15 protein-coding genes are annotated in these 18,195 nt (G+C 41.9%); 2 read left to right on the plus strand and 13 right to left on the minus strand.

All coding sequences use genetic code 11. From position 1 onward, the window contains the following. Positions 1-7: 7 nt before the first annotated feature. The 13 genes from ACRD69_RS24485 to ACRD69_RS24545 form a co-directional block, all read right to left on the minus strand. A complete protein-coding gene (locus ACRD69_RS24485; protein WP_430817768.1) occupies positions 8-328 on the minus strand; it encodes an endonuclease domain-containing protein in 321 nt (106 codons plus the stop codon). Between the two features lie 596 nt (positions 329-924). Then, positions 925-1,659, minus strand: a complete 735-nt coding sequence (locus ACRD69_RS24490) for an outer membrane lipoprotein-sorting protein (RefSeq protein WP_430817769.1) — start codon at positions 1,657-1,659, stop codon at positions 925-927. 162 nt (positions 1,660-1,821) lie between these two features. Next, entirely contained in the window at positions 1,822-3,096 is a 1,275-nt protein-coding gene (locus ACRD69_RS24495; RefSeq protein ID WP_430817770.1) for an ABC transporter permease, read from the minus strand. 123 nt (positions 3,097-3,219) lie between these two features. Then, entirely contained in the window at positions 3,220-4,374 is a 1,155-nt protein-coding gene (locus ACRD69_RS24500; RefSeq protein WP_430817771.1) for an ABC transporter permease, read from the minus strand. A gap of 242 nt (positions 4,375-4,616) precedes the next feature. Further along, entirely contained in the window at positions 4,617-5,798 is a 1,182-nt protein-coding gene (locus ACRD69_RS24505; protein ID WP_430817772.1) for an ABC transporter permease, read from the minus strand. After that, positions 5,779-6,492 carry an ABC transporter ATP-binding protein gene (locus ACRD69_RS24510; protein ID WP_430817773.1) on the minus strand — a complete coding sequence of 238 codons (714 nt, stop codon included), beginning with the start codon at positions 6,490-6,492 and terminating at the stop codon, positions 5,779-5,781. Before ACRD69_RS24510 ends, ACRD69_RS24505 begins: the two co-directional genes overlap by 20 nt. A gap of 230 nt (positions 6,493-6,722) precedes the next feature. Then, complete coding sequence (locus ACRD69_RS24515) at positions 6,723-7,874, minus strand: hypothetical protein (protein ID WP_430817774.1); 1,152 nt, start codon at positions 7,872-7,874, stop codon at positions 6,723-6,725. Further along, a complete protein-coding gene (locus ACRD69_RS24520; RefSeq protein WP_430817775.1) occupies positions 7,874-8,461 on the minus strand; it encodes a TetR/AcrR family transcriptional regulator in 588 nt (195 codons plus the stop codon). The genes ACRD69_RS24515 and ACRD69_RS24520 overlap by 1 nt, the downstream gene beginning before the upstream one ends. 138 nt (positions 8,462-8,599) lie before the next feature. Continuing rightward, positions 8,600-9,385, minus strand: coding sequence for a prolipoprotein diacylglyceryl transferase (gene lgt / locus ACRD69_RS24525; RefSeq protein WP_430817776.1), 786 nt, complete (start codon positions 9,383-9,385; stop codon positions 8,600-8,602). A 149-nt stretch (positions 9,386-9,534) separates the two neighbouring features. Further along, entirely contained in the window at positions 9,535-12,840 is a 3,306-nt protein-coding gene (gene secA / locus ACRD69_RS24530) for a preprotein translocase subunit SecA (protein WP_430817777.1), read from the minus strand. A gap of 117 nt (positions 12,841-12,957) precedes the next feature. Then, entirely contained in the window at positions 12,958-13,395 is a 438-nt protein-coding gene (locus ACRD69_RS24535; RefSeq protein ID WP_430817778.1) for a hypothetical protein, read from the minus strand. 165 nt (positions 13,396-13,560) lie between these two features. Next, positions 13,561-13,887 carry a DUF4907 domain-containing protein gene (locus ACRD69_RS24540; RefSeq protein WP_430817779.1) on the minus strand — a complete coding sequence of 109 codons (327 nt, stop codon included), beginning with the start codon at positions 13,885-13,887 and terminating at the stop codon, positions 13,561-13,563. Next, entirely contained in the window at positions 13,874-14,890 is a 1,017-nt protein-coding gene (locus tag ACRD69_RS24545; protein WP_430817780.1) for a Kelch repeat-containing protein, read from the minus strand. Before ACRD69_RS24545 ends, ACRD69_RS24540 begins: the two co-directional genes overlap by 14 nt. A gap of 264 nt (positions 14,891-15,154) precedes the next feature. Between ACRD69_RS24545 and ACRD69_RS24550 the strand changes: the two genes are divergently transcribed. Both ACRD69_RS24550 and bamG read left to right on the plus strand, forming a co-directional pair. Then, complete coding sequence (locus ACRD69_RS24550; RefSeq protein WP_430817781.1) at positions 15,155-16,483, plus strand: DUF4270 family protein; 1,329 nt, start codon at positions 15,155-15,157, stop codon at positions 16,481-16,483. Further along, entirely contained in the window at positions 16,476-17,708 is a 1,233-nt protein-coding gene (bamG, locus tag ACRD69_RS24555) for a BamG family beta-barrel-assembly machinery protein (RefSeq protein ID WP_430817782.1), read from the plus strand. Before ACRD69_RS24550 ends, bamG begins: the two co-directional genes overlap by 8 nt. Positions 17,709-18,195 lie beyond the last annotated feature (487 nt).

The following is an 18,195-nucleotide window of genomic DNA, read 5'->3' on the forward strand; positions in this document are numbered from 1 at the left end:
GGTGGTTTTAGAAACTTTTGTAACAATTTTCATAAAACTCTTTGATTTCTGCAATTATAACATTGGGGTGTTCAAATACCATAAGATTTTCGTATTGTAATGTTGTAATACCCATATTACTAAGATTCCTATCCCTAAGTCTGTCATATTCCACATTATAAACATGGTATTCCCCATCTAATTCGATAGCTAGCTTTAATTGAGGACAATGAAAATCCAGAATGTATTGCCCAATAGAATGTTGTCGCCTATACTTCAGATTGCATATTCTTTTTCCTTTAAGGTAATTCCAAAGTTCACATTCCGCTGGAGTTGCTCTGTTTCTCAATAGTTTTCTCCTATAAAATCATTTCTGGCCGGTTACTTTTCATATCTTTCTTATATTGTTGAAAACTAATTTATAAAAAAGACTTAAAACCACCTCCCCTCTCCTTCGTCGAGGTACTCCTCCTTGCCAGGAGGAGAGCTGATTTACAGCTTGCAAAACACTATATATGTGAATGTTTGAATCTTTTCGGACACTAAAACGCTTTGCCCCGGGCTATGATGTGGCAGACCTAAAGCCTGCTATTTACAGCCTGGTAATGAAATCCGTAGGATTTAATCCCTGTAATCGCTACGCGATTAGATAATCTGCTAAATCCGCTAACCCCGATGGCTATCGGGGCGTGGTCAAAAGAAAAAGAAACGGTGGTTTCAAAAGATGTAAAGTATAATACAAACCAATGATTTAAGTAAATAAATAAAAAAGGATGAACCACGAATTACACGAATTGTGCAATCGCGTAGCGATTACTATGGCGGAGCCATAATCCACTTAATCCGGTTACCCCGATGGCTATTGGGGCGTGGTCAAAAGAAAAAGAAACCGTGGTTTCAAAAATCATTTTCTTAGGTCATCAATTCAACACCTCAAGCTCCTCCCTACTTCTTCAAAGCGGCTTTGGTAAATATATATTCAGGAATTTCGCCATTGAATTCAATACTGATGATTTCCCAGTCGGTTCCCTCGCCTTGCTTGAGAACGTCTTTAAAATTTAGTTTCATGGGAAACCAACGTCCATCGATCTTTTTAAAATTACCCAAAGTGGTGCGTTTTAATAACTGCCCGCTTTTGGCATACAACTCCTCTTTGATGGGAAGGTAATACTCTGTATCGACCCAAAGCTTTCGTGTTTCATAGGCTGCATCGTCCACCTTAGCATTTAATTTAAGCACTTTTACAGACCGTCCGTCTACCATTTCTTCCGATTCGATAACAGCCTCATAGACATCACTCAGGCGCCGGTCGTCCATCATATCCTCATAGGACAGGTCGGACCCCATTACAGACTGACGCAACATATGCCCGGAAATCTGAACGATACGATCATTGGCCGGATAATACGTCCATAACTTATCATCCAGCTTCAACATCTTAGTGCCCTTTTCCCGGGCAGGCGATAAATATTCGGTAAATGATTTTTCAGTACCTACTGTATAACTTACAGAAGTGATCGTTCTGCTATTACGGCGACCATGAATGGTCATGCTCGACTCAACGATACGGTTATCTGATGACATATTCCTGTCAATACGCTGCATGATCTCATCCGCGCTTTGCGCCTGCATCCCCAATGCAAGGCATCCAAAAATAACCAGTAGTGCCAGTGTTTTCATATATGCTAAGGTTTTTAGTCAGTTGCCTGTACCTGTTATCAAATGTACAGATTTATTTAAGGCATGGGCTCGTTAATATAAAACAAGTGAATATATTGTCGTCTATGGGATACTATTCAAGGCATTTGCATGCCCAATCCTTTCATTGTAAAAACATGTTACCTAAACTTCCAGCTCTTTAAACAACTGGGCCGTTTTACGCTTATAAATGGCATATCCGGCCAAGGCATTACCCAGAGTCATGGCCAACAAACCAGGGATAAAGCCTATATAAAACAATTCAGGTGTTACTTTAGCCCGATACACGGTTGGCATCATCATGGTTACATTTTCCATTAGAGCACTGAAATCAATACCATTTTCCTGAAGATAATACGACACTGCAATACCCAATGCAGAACCCACTACTGAACCAATGGAACCAATGATAAGCGCTTCATAAATGATCGTTCTGAAGATATGGCCTTTTTCTTCTCCAAGGGCCAGGCGAACACCATACTCGGTATACCGGCGCAAACCACCCAGCAAACCTGTATTCCATAATACGATAGACATGGCGATAACGAAAATCATCACCATCATGGCACTCATATTGTCAGCCATATCCAGGTATTGCTTTAGCGATGGTTCATCACGCAGTCGTTGCATTACCGGCGAAAACTCATCATTGGCATCACTGTATTGCCGGTTAAATGCATCGCGCACCGCTAAAGCCAGTTCGTCATCATACAGACCCGATCTAAAGTAACCCAGCACTTCTCCGGCAGCATCCGCCATATCAAACGCCATTTCAGCATCAGTAATATCAATAATAATAGCACCTCGGTCAAGCATAGCCATACCAAAGTTTAAAGTACCTGCCACTTTAAAGGTAGGTACCACCATGCTACCATACATGGTTGAACCAAGAACAGATATTTCATCGCCTATATTGACATTAAAGCGCGTGGCAAACTCATCGCTTATAAGCACCTCCCCCTGCTGCTGTGGCATTTGCCCTTTTACAATTGACTTGGGAATATTCAGTCGCTCCATCTCTTTTGAATCGGCTGACAACAGATCCACTGCCCTGCCGGCAGCAGGACCCTGTGCCCGTGTCTCCCCATTTTCATCGGGCACATCAAGCAATCCACCAAAATGAATACGCCTGACCCATTCCATTTCAGGGTAATCGGCCGACAAGCGGGTTATGAGCTCATCCACCTCCAGCAAGGCCAGATCATTGGGTATTTGTGCTTCATTATCCGCATAGGCACGCGTCATCACCTTAACGTGCCCCATGGTGTAATTGGCATTCATATCGATCATATCGCCAAACACACCTTTCATCCAACCGCTCATAAAAACAGTCAGAAAAACACCCAGAGAAACCACTATAACAGGCAGTAAACTCCTGCTTTTGTCACGTAATATGCCTTTTATAAGAAATTTGATCATGTTTTACTTTTTAGGTCATTAGCTTAATAGATCACCAGGTAGTCAGGTCATCTGTCTTGTATTTAGCGCTAAGCATCTTGTGTCTCATATCATGTGTCTTTAATCATCAAGTTCTCATTCAAACTACTTTCCTTTCAACAGATCAGTTGGTTTCATCCTGCCAATTTTTCGTGCTGGAATATAGCTAACAATTGTCGACGAAATGCAAACCACCAATACACTGACAACAAGCAGTTGTATACTATAATACGGGTAAATTCGCTCGGCAATGGTTATACCCATGTCGGCGCTTCCAAAATTAATGCCGATGGTATTGATCCACATAAAAAGCGGAATACCATAAACAGCACCGAAAATGGCAGCCAGCAAACTATGCATTGCTCCTTCTACCGTAAAAATGCCTACCACCTGTTTACGTGTCAGTCCAAGTGCCATATAGGTACCAATTTCTTTTTTACGCCTGAATATTGATAACACCTGAGTATCAAAAATAGCAAGGAGTGCAATCATCAGCAAGATCATTTGCATGATCATACCGCTGATCCGTTCTGAGTGTATTAATTGATCCAGATCTTTTAACAGGTGATCAGCCGAGTGAAACTCCCAACCAGGTAATGGCCGGCTTGCTTCTGTCTTACTTACCAAAAGGCTTGCTTCACCTGCCAGACCCATCATTTTTTGCATTAAACGGTAATCAATATAAAACTGTCCCTGATCGGCCTCAGCAACATCACAACTAAAAACATCTGCTATGATAAACGACTGTGCATCAAATGTTCCATTTTTATCACGCCAGCGAAGCAAAACGCGATCACCCACGCTTAACCTGGCAGTCTTAGCCATTCGCTTCCCAATAATGGCTGTGTTGGGATCACCTGAGGATGCCAGTTGTATAGTTGGCAATTTCAGAAGCTTTTGTTCATTTGGAATGCCACGTAACAATACATTTTGCATGCGGCCCTGCGGATAAATGGCAGCCTGTTGCAGCAGCTGAGGCACCAGCTCCTCATCCTGAACCAAAGCCTGTATGCTTTCATCCAGGGGCTTGTGCGCATCCTGAATGCTAAATATATCATACTTATCGTACTGAGGGTGCCAATACTGCCCCTGTGCTATTTCCCAGTTCTGTGTATCATTCCGGCTTTGCCTGTTCCACCCGTCTATCATGGCATTGTAAAAAACAATCAGTACAAAGGCCAGTGATAAAACACTTACATTCAGCCAGGTTCTTAATCCGGCGCCCAGGAGGTTTTTATAAGCTAGTTTAAATGTAAGCATGGAGGATTGGATGTTTGGATGTTGGGCTTAAACTATTTAATTGATGAATTAATTATCCTGATAGACATCGGGAGTCGAGTCGTCGAACTGATGAATTGATTAACTGATAAACTATTAAACTGATGAATTAATTATCATGATAAACATCGGGAGTCGAATCGTCGAACTGATCAATTGATTAACTGATAAACTATTAAACTCATAAACTCATAAACTGATAAATTATTAAACTCATAAACTAATCACTGTATTTTCCCTTTCAAGGCTTCGGTTGGATTCATGCGTGCGATTTTTCGCGCCGGAAGATAACTGACCAGTGTGGCTGTTACCACTACCAGCAGCGTTGTCGATAGTATGAGACCAATGCTATAATAAGGATAAATAACTTCAGCAATGGTTATACCTACATCAACTGTCCCAAAACTCAAACCAACCGTGTCGAGCCATAAAAAGAAAGGTATACCGTACACAGCTCCCAGCAGGGCGGCCAATATACTATGCATGCCGCCTTCAATGGTAAAAATACCTACTACCTGCCCCCTTGTCAGGCCTAATGCCACATAAGTACCTATTTCCTTTTGCCGTCTGAAAATAGACAATACCTGGGTATCAAAAATAGCCAGCAGGGCGATCAATAGCAGAACAGCCTGCAACACTATGCCACCACCTTTTTTAGATTCGATCATCTGGTCCAGTTCCGCCAGCAGAAAATCCAGATCTTTAAACTGCCAACCTGCTATTTCAGGAGCTTCTTCATGAGCCGATACAAGAATAGTAGCCCGGTTATCAAAGCCCATCATATCCTGCATACGGGAGTAATCGACATACATCTGACCGTTATCAATTCCAGGTACATCGCAGTAAAAAACCGAGGCAATGGTTACTTCCAGTGCATCAAAGGTGCCGTTATTATCGCGCCAGCGCAATAACACCTGGTCATTGACCTTTAACTGTGTTGTTTCAGCCATTCGTTGTCCGATAATTGCCAACAATGTGTTCCCCTTGTCTATTAGAAAAGCAGTAGGCAACTTAAGTATCTCCTGCCTGGCCGGAATACCCTTTAATAAAATACTCTGCATACGACCTTGCGGGTAAATGGTAGCTTGCTGAATCAACAAAGGCATAACATCCCCTTTATCAACCAGCTCCAAAGCCATCTTATCCAGTTCCTGGTTGGCCTCTTTAATACTGTATATATCCAACTTGTCATATTCGGGATGCCAGTATTGCCCCCCGGCTACTTCCCATTCCTGCGTATCACTTCTGCCCTGTCGGTTCCACCCGTCGATCATTCCATTGTAGAAAATGATCAAAACAAAAGCAAAGGACAGCACACTTACATTTAACCACGTACGCAGGCCGGCGCCAATCAGATTTCTATATGCCAGTTTAAATGCAACCACTTCAGCCAATTTGAGTTTCATCTACAAGCTGAGCCTCGTCAGCAACTACTTTGCCATCGGCCAGCGCTATTTTACGCTTTAAATACTGCATCACCTTCTCGTCATGTGTTGAGAATACAAAAGTTACATCCAACTCCTCATTCAAGGCCTTCATGGTTTGCAAAATATGATGCGAATTCTTTGAATCGAGGTTGGCGGTTGGTTCATCAGCCAGTACAATTTGAGGTTTCTTTACCATTGAGCGGGCTATGGCCACCCGTTGACACTCGCCACCCGACAGCATGGAGGGTTTTGATTTTTCCTTATCGGTCAGTCCCACCCATTCAAGAGCCTGCATCACAGCCTTTCGCCTCTCACCGGCCGACATATTTTGCAATAAGAGCGCAAATTCCACATTTTCATAAACCGTATATACCGGTAGTAAGTTGTAGGTCTGAAATATAAAGCCGATATGGTGATTACGAAGATGAGCAGCTTGCTTTTGGCTTAATGAGGCGATGGAATGCCCTAATACGGTAGCATTGCCTTCACTGGGAACATCAAGAGAACCAATGATATTGAGCAGAGTTGTTTTACCTGAACCACTGGGCCCTACCAAACCGGCAAATTCGCCTTTATCAATATCTATATTGATATCGGAAAGGGCAGTAAAATAAACGTTACCAACCGGGAAACGCTTGGTCAAACCTTTTAATTGTATCACTTTATCGCTCATAATATTGATTTATTGCAAACTCAGCATTTAATATAGTTTAAAGATATAAGATACAAGAAACAAGACGCAAGATTTAAGACACAAGACAAGATATAAGATGCAAGACACTAATAACTAGCGACTAAGCACCAGACACTTCACACTTCTCACCTCTCACCTCTCACTTCTCACCACTCGCCGCTCACTTAAACCTTCAATATAGCAACAACTTCGTCAGATAAAAAAGGATATTAAAAATTATAGATGAGCATTAACTGCAACCCTTTGCCGGCAAACAAGTTTTCTGCATTCGGTTGTATCAGCATGTTATAATCGTCAGGATTCCAATATCCCATTATATTCAAGGCAATTGAGTCGTATTGCTTACTCCAGTTGACAAAATTATACAGTTGCTTATCAGCCCAATTATAAAACACAATGGTATTTAAATTGTCAAACATGCCTATGGGATAATTAAGCGACAATGCACTATAATGCACTGAGTCATCAAATACAAAAGCCTTTTCATCATAGGCCGTTAGCAGATGCTCGGCAATGACACTTAATCCATTTCCCAGCCCAAAGGTATAATCCACACCCAGGTTCAGACTCATTTGATTGGTAAACGCCCCCAGGTCTTTAGAAGCGTTTACCCATGCTCCTTCCACCCAAAAACCAATCAGCTTATCAAAGCGGGCATCAATACCCAGTCTGTTTTCCGGTATTTTTTCGATGGATGGAATCACAGCAGCAACTCCTCTGCTATCGGCCACCCTGTGGTGGTATGAAACAGCCGCTTCGCCTTGCGGTATGGGCATTTGAAAACGCCCACCAAATTCAGGTATGCTACTATTGCTCTCTATGAACTCCCAGCCTTTCAGGTTATCATTGCCATACAACACCCATACCCACAGGTTGGCATTATTCATAAAATAATAGCGCATCAGGCCTCCCCAAACACCATCGGTCAGCTGAAGCGGGTCACGCGGATCGACCTGATCAAACCACATTAGTGGTCGTAGTAGGCTAGCGGAGCCAAAATTTATCTTTTGTAAGCCCGCTCTTAATTCCAGCTGTTCATTTGAATAACGTGCCCAGATCCGATAAGCTGAAATCTTTCCATTCCAATCTGACGAATCAGGTATATGCATCCCTGCATCACCCACCATATTAAGCGAAGCTTCAAAGTCGATAAGGCCAGAATTGGCCAGTGCTATTTTATAATTGACCTGCGGAATAAATCGTGCCCCTATGTAAACAGGATAAGGATTATCGGGATTATAGTGCCCCCATGCCACTGCCTGCCCTTGCCAATCAACAGCTTTCTTATCAGCACCCCCGGTCAATTGGGACCATGCATTATAACTAAAAGCAAAAACAAATATGAATGCCAGACACCTCATTAGCATTTTTTAGGCATTAAACCATAGAGCAGAAAGTTAATGTTCTCCAATGAATATTCCCTGAAAGAACTATATTGACTGATCAACTCTTCATTCTTTAAGGTCTCAAAAACCTTGTCTATCTGATATAAAATAAACTCTATCTTAACATCTTTACGGATCACCCCCTCCTCCTGCGCCTGAACCAACAGGGAGTACATCATCGTTTTAGCTTCCTTTTTATAATGCTCAAGCAAATCGATCAGCTCAGTTTCATTGTTATTATAAATATCATTAATAAACTCAATACTGATACCTTCAGAAGTCTTCACTTCCATAAAAATTGTTCTGGTAATTTTATCTTCAACCGAACGATCAGAAACTAATAAAGCTGAATAGTCGTCCATCACCTTTTCCATCATATTTCGGATTATGGTTTTGGCCAGCATCGTTTTATTAGGAAAAAATTTGTAGAAGGTCATTTTACTGACGGATGCTTCCTGGCAAACTTCCTCTATCGTTACCCGTCTTAATCCATATCGCCAGAACTTTTCCTTTCCCTTAATTAAAAGCGCCTGGTATTTCTTATTATTTGAGTAGTCTTTCATACTGGGCATATTTTTACTTACAATGCAAATGTATACGTTTTTATTAATTAATTATATTTTTCGTATAATTTTAACAATGGTGCATAAAAAAGCCGAAATCCCATACAGAATTCCGGCTTTAACGAACCTTATTACGGTCTATTTCTTAATGGCTTTATAGATGTAGTATACACCGGCAATAACAAATGGCACACTTAATAACTGCCCCATATTAAAAGTCATTCCTTCTTCAAAAGCCTCCTGGTTCTCTTTCACAAATTCAATGAAGAAACGTGACAGGAAGATACCAATCAGGAATATACCAAAGATCAATCCCTGCTTTTCTTTGGCCTTTGTTTTCCAGTAGGTGAAGTATGTTACCACAAAAGTTATAAGGTAACAAAAAGCTTCGTATAACTGCGTTGGATGTTTGGCCACCTCTTCGCCCCTTCTTTCAAAAACAAATCCCCATGGTAAATCAGTTGCATGCCCGTAAATTTCTGAATTCATCAGGTTACCCAGGCGAATAAATACGGCTGTCAATGCCACAGGCACAACCAATCGGTCCAATGTCCAGATCATGCTTTTTTTGGTGACCTTTTTGGAATAATAATAGAGTGCTATTAATATTCCAATGGCACCTCCATGACTGGCCAGTCCGCCTTCCCATATTTTAATAATATCGCCTGGATGTTCAGAGTAGTGATCCCAGCCGTAAAAGATAACATGTCCCAGGCGAGCCCCGACAATGGTGGCGATCACCACATACATAAACAGTTTATCGAGCCATTCCTGCTGTATACCTTCCGCTTTGAACATTTTCTCGATAATGTAGTAGCCCAGCATAAAACCCATGGCAAATAACAATCCATAGTACCTGACGTGAATAGCACCTACTGAGAAAATTTCAGGATTAACATTCCAATTGATTGAATTGAGTATCATATTTTTTTAGTATTAAATATCAAGATTTAAGTATCAAGATGATTTACAGCTCCGGAATACTTCTCATTAATCACTCCCTTCGACGAGCTCAGGGAGCAACTAAGAGGTTTTACTGATGAATCCTGTGTCTTGATTCTTATGTCTATAATCTACAATCCTTTACCATGGCATTGTTTGTATTTCTTGCCACTTCCGCAAGGACAAGGCTCATTACGTCCCACTTTTTTCTCAACACGAACAGGTTCAACACGCTCTTGTTTTCTCTGACCTCCTTCAGAAGAGCCGTTTCCGCGTGAGAACTCATCCTTACGCGTTTGCATCTTACTATAATCCTGACGCTTGCGCTCCTGAGCCTCCTGAACACCATCGGCATTCTGAATAGGAATATGTCCCTTCGACAACAATGACACAACTGCCTTATTGTTATCACCCACCATGGTTTTAAATAAGTTGAATGACTCAAACTTATAGATCAATAATGGATCTTTTTGCTCATAAGTGGCATTCTGTACAGCCTGGCGCAGATCATCCAGTTCGCGCAAGTGCTCTTTCCAGGCATCATCAATAGTCACCAACATAGAAGCTTTTTCAAATGAACGAACCAATTCTTTTGATTCACTTTCATAGGCATTCTTTAAGTTGGTTGTGATCTGGTATACTTTCTGACCATCACTGATCGGTACAACAATATTCTTGTACATTTCAGACTTGGTTTCGTATACATCCTTGATAACCGGATGAGCCTGCTGTGCGATAATTTCACCTTTACGCTTGTATGCTTCCCACATCTTTTCAAACAGACGGGTCGACAACTCATCAGCTCTTCCCTTCAGGAATTCCTCTTCTTCAAATGGTGATTGAGCCGAGAATATACGGATCAACTCCAGTTTGAATCCTTCATAATCACCGGCATCCTGGTATTCAGCAACAATGTCCGAACACGTATCAGCCATCATATTAGAAATATCTACCTGGATACGCTCACCATACAATGCGTGACGACGTTTGGTATATATCACCTCACGTTGTGAGTTCATTACATCATCATATTCAAGCAGTCGCTTACGAATACCAAAGTTATTCTCCTCCACTTTCTTTTGAGCACGCTCAATTGATTTGGTAATCATGCTGTGCTGTATCATCTCGCCGTCTTCCAAACCAAGGCGGTCCATATACTTAACAATACGGTCGGAACCAAACAGACGCATCAAATCATCTTCCAGCGACACAAAGAACTGTGAAGATCCCGGATCACCCTGACGACCAGCACGACCTCGTAACTGGCGGTCAACACGACGTGATTCGTGACGCTCGGTACCAATAATTGCCAAACCACCGGCAGCTTTTACTTCTGGCGATAATTTGATATCGGTACCACGACCCGCCATGTTGGTCGCAATGGTCACAACGCCTGCAGTACCCGCATCGGCCACAATTTCAGCTTCACGCTGGTGTAATTTCGCGTTAAGTACGTTGTGTTTTATACCTCGCATTTTTAAGGTACGGCTTAACAGCTCCGAAACCTCAACTGAGGTTGTACCAACCAGTACCGGACGTCCGGCCTCAACCAAACGTATAATCTCAGCACTTACGGCATTGTATTTCTCTCGCTTGGTTTTGTATACGATATCTTCCATATCGTTACGCTGAATCGGGCGGTTGGTAGGAATTACCACCACATCAAGCTCATAGATATCCCATAGCTCACCCGCTTCAGTTTCTGCTGTACCGGTCATACCCGACAGCTTATTGTACATACGGAAATAGTTCTGCAAAGTAATTGTGGCATACGTTTGAGTAGCTGCCTCAACAGTCACACGCTCTTTTGCTTCAATAGCCTGGTGAAGACCATCGGAGTAACGACGCCCTTCCATGATACGTCCCGTCTGCTCATCAACAATTTTCACCTTATTGTCCATCACCACATATTCCACATCTTTCTCAAATAAGGTGTAAGCTTTTAAAAGCTGGTTGATGGTATGTACACGCTCCGACTTAATGGAGAAGTTCTGAATGATCTCATCTTTCTTTTTGGTTCGCTCCTCTTCAGGCATGCTTTCTTTTTCCAAAGCAGCTACTTCAGAGCCCACATCAGGCAGAACGAAGAAATTCGGATCTTCGGCAGAACCTGTGATCAGGTCCAGACCCTTATCGGTTAACTCAATGGAGTTGTTTTTCTCATCAATAACAAAGTAAAGCGGGTCAGTAACAATGTGCATATTCTTACTGTTCTCCTGCATATAGAAGTTCTCAGTCTTGAGCATGCTGGCTTTAACTCCTACTTCACTCAAAAACTTGATTATAGCCTTATTTTTTGGCAAACCTTTAAAGGCACGAAGCAAAAGCAATGACCCTTCTTCCTGCTCTTTTTTATCAGATGACTTTAGCTTCTGCTTGGCTTCTGCCAATACACCTGTCACCATTTTCTTCTGAGCCTCAACGATCTTTTCGATCTTTGGCTTTAAATCGCCAAACAGCTGATCATCACCTTTTGGAACCGGACCAGAGATGATCAATGGAGTACGCGCATCATCAATTAATACCGAGTCAACCTCATCGACAATAGCATAGTTATGCGGACGCTGCACCAGATCATCAGGTGAAATGGCCATGTTATCGCGCAGGTAATCGAAACCAAACTCGTTGTTGGTACCAAAGGTAATATCTGCCTTATAAGCAGCGCGACGCTCTGGTGAATTAGGGCGATGCTTATCAATACAGTCAACTGACAAACCGTGGAACTGGTATAAAGGCCCCATCCATTCCGAGTCACGCTTAGCCAGGTAATCATTTACAGTTACCACATGCACGCCACGTCCGGCCAGAGCATTCAGGAATACAGGTAAGGTTGCCACTAATGTTTTACCTTCACCGGTTGCCATCTCAGCAATTTTTCCACTGTGAAGCACAACACCACCAATTAGCTGCACATCGTAATGAATCATGTCCCATGTAATTTCATTACCACCTGCCGACCATGAATTGTAATAAACGGCAGTATCCCCTTCGATCTCAATAAAGTCTTTGGCTGCCGATAAATCACGGTCAAATTGTGTTGCTGTCACTTTTACAGACTCGTTTTGAGCAAAACGACGCGCCGTATCTTTAACAACTGCAAAGGCTTCAGGCAATGCGTCAGTCAAGGCTTTTTCAAGCTTTTCAGTGATGTCCTTTTCAAGTTTATCAACCTCTTTGTATATCTTTTCTTTTTCGCCAACGGTAACCTCTGTCGATTCTGTTTTAGTTTTCAGTTCTGCAATTTTATCCTGCTCTGCTTTAACTGATTCCTGAACTCGTTCACGCAGTTCTGTTGACTTCTGACGCAGCTCATCGTGCGTTAATTTCTCAATTTCCGGGTAAACCTTTTTAATTTTCTGAACAAAAGGTTCCACCTCTTTCATATCTCTGTCGTACTTGTTTCCAAACAATTTGGAAATCAAACCACTCAATGCCATATTATAATAATTATTTGATTACTAGATAATTTGTTAGACCAATTAGGCCCTTAGGTTGTTAGACCGGAAGGTCAGTAGATTGATGGACCAGCAGATCGTTGAACCGATAGATGGTGATCAGGCCAGGGGGCCGGCACGTGTAATAAGAGAATGCTTATTACGATCTGTTGCAGTAATACCATATACCGGTTTGAACAAAGGTTCATGAAAAGTAATACCCGGTTCGATGTTAAGCGAAGGGTAAACCAATGCGCAACCAGCACTTAAGGACGGAAGTGATTGATCAGACTTGACGATCTGATAAATTGTATATTCACTTATTTCGCCCTGTTGAAGAGGTAACTCACTAACGTCTTTGATGGCATTTTCCCAATCAACAACTTCGCTCCAGTGAGCTGTCGATAAAAAGTGAAACTGTTCAAGAATGATCTCCCGCACATTATCATCCGCATAGAAGCGCTTATTACCGGCGTCGGATACACTGGTTGCCGTCATCAGAAGTGTTACCCCGATGAGCTTTAAATAATATGCTTCTATTTTGTTCGTTTGATTCACCTTTTTATCAAATTGCACGTAAAGATGCGAAAAGATTTTAATTAATGAACGACAAAAAGGGTGACTATTTCAAAAAAGAAACGCCACCCTGTTAAGATGCTACCTGTAGTTTAACCCGTCATAAGAGTCGGAGGACGGTCCGACACCTGTTCAGGATCAATATTTTTACTCCATCAGTTGTTGTATTTCCTGTTCTGATAATGTGGGTCTTTTCCTGGCCTGCAGTTTTTCTATCATCATCATTGCGGCTTTGCCGGCCTGCTCTTCCGTTACAAAAGGCTGATAGCCGTTAATGGTCGGTATAAAATCCTGTTGTATCAAAACCTTTTTATTATTGAGTATCTGGTACCCATAGCCTTTATCCACTTCAATAACTTTATAGGAGTAGCCGGAAACAGGTTTTTCAAGATAATAAACCAGGCAACAGGCCATGATCAAAACAATGCTGCCCCATTTCAGGAATGGAGCAAACGAGCCTTTAATCGTCATCATCCTGCTCTTCATTAGGATTAAATATCCATACATCATCAAAGTAGTAACCAGAGCTATTACCTGTAGCTACAAAAGCCCTGTTATTGATTGTAAATGAAACAGCGTCGAAGCGCGGTGACCCTTCAAAGTTGCTTCGTTGCTCCCACTCATCAATATCAGGATTATACTCCCAGGTTAAAGAACCCGGTGCACCCGGTCCACCAGTTGTAACATATCCCAGTCCATTGATGGCAAAGGAAACACCTTTAATCCCCACTATCTCATACTCATCATCGTAGCTTTCATCTTCATTGGCATCTTTACCTATGTCACGTTTGGCATTCCAAACATCGTTAGCAGCATCATACTCCCACATATCATCGAGGTACTTACCATTGTCCATACCGGTTAACACATAGGCTTTATCATCAATGACAAACGCGGTAGCGTGGCGTCGCTTGTTACCCCCGATACTTACTTTTTGCTCCCAGCTATCCATATCCGGGTCATACTGCCAGAAATCCTTTAATAAATTCCCATCATACCCCGTACCGACATAGCCTTTGTTGTTTAGCACAAATGATGTGGCATCATACCGTGCTGTTCCGGCAAAATCACTTTTCTGCGACCAGCTGTTACTGGCTGCATCATACTCCCAGGTATCTTTTAATTTATCTTTTCCATCGTATCCGGTTGTTACATACCCTTTGCCTGCGGCACCAAAACCAACTGCACCATTGCGGGCTCCTCCTTCAAAGTCAGCTACCTGTGTCCAAAAATCCTTGTCAGCATCGTAACGCCAAAAATCAGTTAAACGCTCATCTTCAACACCGTCATATCCTGTTCCCACATAGGCGTAATTATCTATTACAAATGCCACTGCATCGCAGCGGGGAACACCTTCAAAGGCGCCCAGCTCCACCCAGTTACCCATTAGATCTTCATCATCGTCACCTGATGAACAAGCACTTAATACGAAGAGTGACAGCAAAAGCCATAAACCTGATTGCTTTGTATAATTCATTGTTAGTCATTTTTAAAATTCGCTCAAATCTAGACTTCCTGACAAGCACTACTAAATCAATTCGATTAACCCTCCCTTTTTATCTTCATGGTTCATAAAATCTTCAATGAACGGCATTACTCCTCTCAATGAACGAAATTCTGCCATTGATTGAAAGGCCTGTGCTATTTGCATAAACACAGCCTGCTTTTATTGATAAGATTTACATACAAGGCTGGCGAATCCTTTATTTGTGCAAAAATCACATGTAATTCAATCATTCATATGGTCAATAAAAAGAACAGAAAATGGTACCTGCTGCCACTATTTCTAATTAGCATATGGTATACATCATGTCAGGAAGGTGAATTAGATATGGACGATAATTTTGTATACACGTCAACCTACACCGCTTTGATCGACACGGTAACCATCCAGTTATCAACCATTGTAGATACTGTTAAAACAACATCTACCAACAACGCGCTGATAGGTTATCATCAGCACCCGATAATGGGCGGGCAAACTGCCCAAACATACTTTTCGCTCAATGCCCCCGGCAACTTTACCTGGGACACTGAAAAGGAGGTGTTTGACAGCCTGGTGCTCGTATTGCGCCCCAATGGCTATTCGATTGGTGACACAGCCATTGATGCCTTTTATAAAGTGCATGAACTGACTGAAACAATCGAATTAAATGATGACGGCTATTTAAACAATTCCAACTCATTTGATTTTAAAGAAACACCAATAAGTACAGAATCATTCAGGCCCTACCCGCAGGGGAAAGAAGAAGTAAGCATGCGCCTGGATGATACCTATGCGCTTGGTATCATCGATTTTTTAAACACCTATAAAAACCACAGCGATAAAAACACCTTGTTTGAAGAAGAATATAAGGGCTTTGTAATCAACTGCGACACCAACATCACAAGAGCTGCAATGGCCTTTGAAGTGAGCGACTCAGCATCATATCTCCGGTTATACTCCCACACAGTAGAATTGGAAAAAAGGGAGATTGAACAAACATTCAGTTTGAACAGCACTACACAGTTCAACGAAATATCCACTCACAATAAAGATATTAGCTTTAATCAGCTGGAAGACAAAAAGGCCCGACTGGAAGAACAATCCACCAACGGAATGGTATTATTGCAATCGGGTCTTGGATACAAATTCAGAGTTGACTTTCCATCTTTAAATAACCTGCTGGAGCTGGAAACTAAAGGCCACATTGTAAAAGCAGAGTTACGCATACATCCTAACATGGAAATCATGCGATCAGACGACCTTCCTTCCACACTATACATTGGCGATATATACAGGGCCAATGAGATATGGGGATACTTAACTGACGCCAACAGTAATGCTCTGACGAGCACACTGACCATAGACCGGATGTATCACGAGCATACCTACTACTCTTTTGACTTAACCAATTATATCAACTCACGCATGCTTGAAGCAGTGATTGATACCGACCAGGGTTTATTCATCACTCTTCCCGACAGCGATATGGGCAGTTCCCTGATGTGGATGGCTGCCAATGGTCATTCCATTACAAAAAACAATTCAAAGCTTCTATTATACTATTATTACTACGACAATGAATAAAACACTATTGATAGTCGCGTTACTCGCTTCAACGCACATTATCCTTGCTCAAAATAACACCTCTTCACTTTATTCTGCCTATGGCATTGGCTTGCGACAATCAAAAGCTGATGTTACATCGGCCGGTATGGGATATGCAGGTCTGGCACTGCCCTCGCAAGGTTATTTAAACAACCTGAACCCGGCATCCTACAGTGCCATTGACAGTGTTCGCTTTATTTTTAATCTCCAGGGAAGCTTATCATTCTCAGATTATCAAACGCAAAGTGACCAGCAAAAAAATACGGATGCCAACCTGGAGTCCATCTCATTTGGATTCAGAGCTGCCAAAAACTGGGGTATGGGTTTTAGCCTTTCCCCCTATTCAAACATTGGATATAACGTAAACAGTGAAAAGTACATTCTTGGTACCGCAGATAAATATCCGGTCAATTACTACGGTGAAGGCGGTATATCACAATTATCATGGCACAATGGCTTTCAACTAGGTAAAAGGCTGTCACTGGGGATCAGTGCCTCTTACCTGTGGGGTTCAACCGATATGATTGAAGTATCGTATTACCCAAGTCTCATAGGCGAAACCATTTATAACGAGCGCAATTACCATGTTTCAAGCTTTTTGCTCGAATACGCATTTCAATACCATCAGCCCATTGGCATGTCCACCCTTTCATTTGCCGGCTCGGTCAATATGTCTACCGAACTGGATACTTATTACAAGCATCGCATTTACAATGATGTTACTTCCGATTTAAGCTCTATCGAAGAGGATGCCAATAATATATTTATTCCGCTGAACTACCAGGCCGGCCTGGCTTTACAAACAAGCAAAGGATTCACTGTTGCTGCCGATTACCGCTATGGGGACTGGTCCAATTCTGAAATGCTTATATCGGGTGGAGAGGCACGTAATACCCATGGTGGAAGTTTCGGACTCCAATATGTATCACCCCGTTATCATCGCTCTCTATTTAAACGGATACATTACCGCGTGGGGACATTCTACGATCAGGAGTACATTAGCATACAAGGGAAGGACATTGATACTAAAGGCATAACAGCAGGTTTAACTATACCCATGCGTGACGGCTCTCTTATTAATCTTGCCTATGAATATAAAGAAAGAGGGACCACTGAAGCCGGCTTAATAAAAGAGCAGTATAATACCATTAAGCTTGGTCTGACGTTTAATGAGAGTTGGTTTAAAAAACGCCAGTTTAAGTAGGAGTTTATTGGTCGAACGGTTAAACTGTTAAACTGTCAAACTGTTAAACTGCTTACCCCGGATAGTTATCGGGAGTCGAACTGATTTTTGAAACCACGGTTTTCTTTTTTTTGACCACGGATTACATGGATTATCTAATCGCATAGCGATTAGTGGTAACCATAATCAAATGGTGCTGTCAATAATTCGTGTACCCCGATTGCCATCGGCGTAATCGGATTTAACGGATTATGGCTTCGCCATAGTAATCGCTACGCGATTGCACAATTCGTGTAATCCGTGTAATTCGTGGTTCATCCTTTTTTATTATTTATTTAAATCAGTGGTTTGTGTTATATTTTGCCTTTCTTAAAACCACGGTTTTCTTTTTCTTTTGACCACGGATATACTCTAATAAATTACAATTTTTTAAGCCACTTTTTCATTGGAGCTGTTCATATTTCTTTCTCTAGGATCAAGACAAATATAGTCTTGACTGTATGGTTTC

The organism is Carboxylicivirga agarovorans (genome assembly GCF_050589845.1).
Classification (GTDB): domain Bacteria; phylum Bacteroidota; class Bacteroidia; order Bacteroidales; family Marinilabiliaceae; genus Carboxylicivirga; species Carboxylicivirga agarovorans.

Excerpts from the sequence above, each read along its gene's own strand:
- ACRD69_RS24520 (WP_430817775.1), bottom strand. The coding sequence starts at position 8,461 with ATGAAAGACTACTCAAATAATAAGAAATACCAGGCGCTTTTAATTAAG.
- ACRD69_RS24515 (WP_430817774.1), bottom strand. The coding sequence starts at position 7,874 with ATGAGGTGTCTGGCATTCATATTTGTTTTTGCTTTTAGTTATAATGCA.
- ACRD69_RS24550 (WP_430817781.1), top strand. The coding sequence starts at position 15,155 with ATGGTCAATAAAAAGAACAGAAAATGGTACCTGCTGCCACTATTTCTA.
- ACRD69_RS24540 (WP_430817779.1), bottom strand. The coding sequence starts at position 13,887 with ATGATGACGATTAAAGGCTCGTTTGCTCCATTCCTGAAATGGGGCAGC.
- ACRD69_RS24505 (WP_430817772.1), bottom strand. The coding sequence starts at position 5,798 with ATGAAACTCAAATTGGCTGAAGTGGTTGCATTTAAACTGGCATATAGA.
- ACRD69_RS24510 (WP_430817773.1), bottom strand. The coding sequence starts at position 6,492 with ATGAGCGATAAAGTGATACAATTAAAAGGTTTGACCAAGCGTTTCCCG.
- ACRD69_RS24500 (WP_430817771.1), bottom strand. The coding sequence starts at position 4,374 with ATGCTTACATTTAAACTAGCTTATAAAAACCTCCTGGGCGCCGGATTA.
- ACRD69_RS24490 (WP_430817769.1), bottom strand. The coding sequence starts at position 1,659 with ATGAAAACACTGGCACTACTGGTTATTTTTGGATGCCTTGCATTGGGG.
- ACRD69_RS24545 (WP_430817780.1), bottom strand. The coding sequence starts at position 14,890 with ATGAATTATACAAAGCAATCAGGTTTATGGCTTTTGCTGTCACTCTTC.
- secA (WP_430817777.1), bottom strand. The coding sequence starts at position 12,840 with ATGGCATTGAGTGGTTTGATTTCCAAATTGTTTGGAAACAAGTACGAC.
- lgt (WP_430817776.1), bottom strand. The coding sequence starts at position 9,385 with ATGATACTCAATTCAATCAATTGGAATGTTAATCCTGAAATTTTCTCA.
- bamG (WP_430817782.1), top strand. The coding sequence starts at position 16,476 with ATGAATAAAACACTATTGATAGTCGCGTTACTCGCTTCAACGCACATT.
- ACRD69_RS24495 (WP_430817770.1), bottom strand. The coding sequence starts at position 3,096 with ATGATCAAATTTCTTATAAAAGGCATATTACGTGACAAAAGCAGGAGT.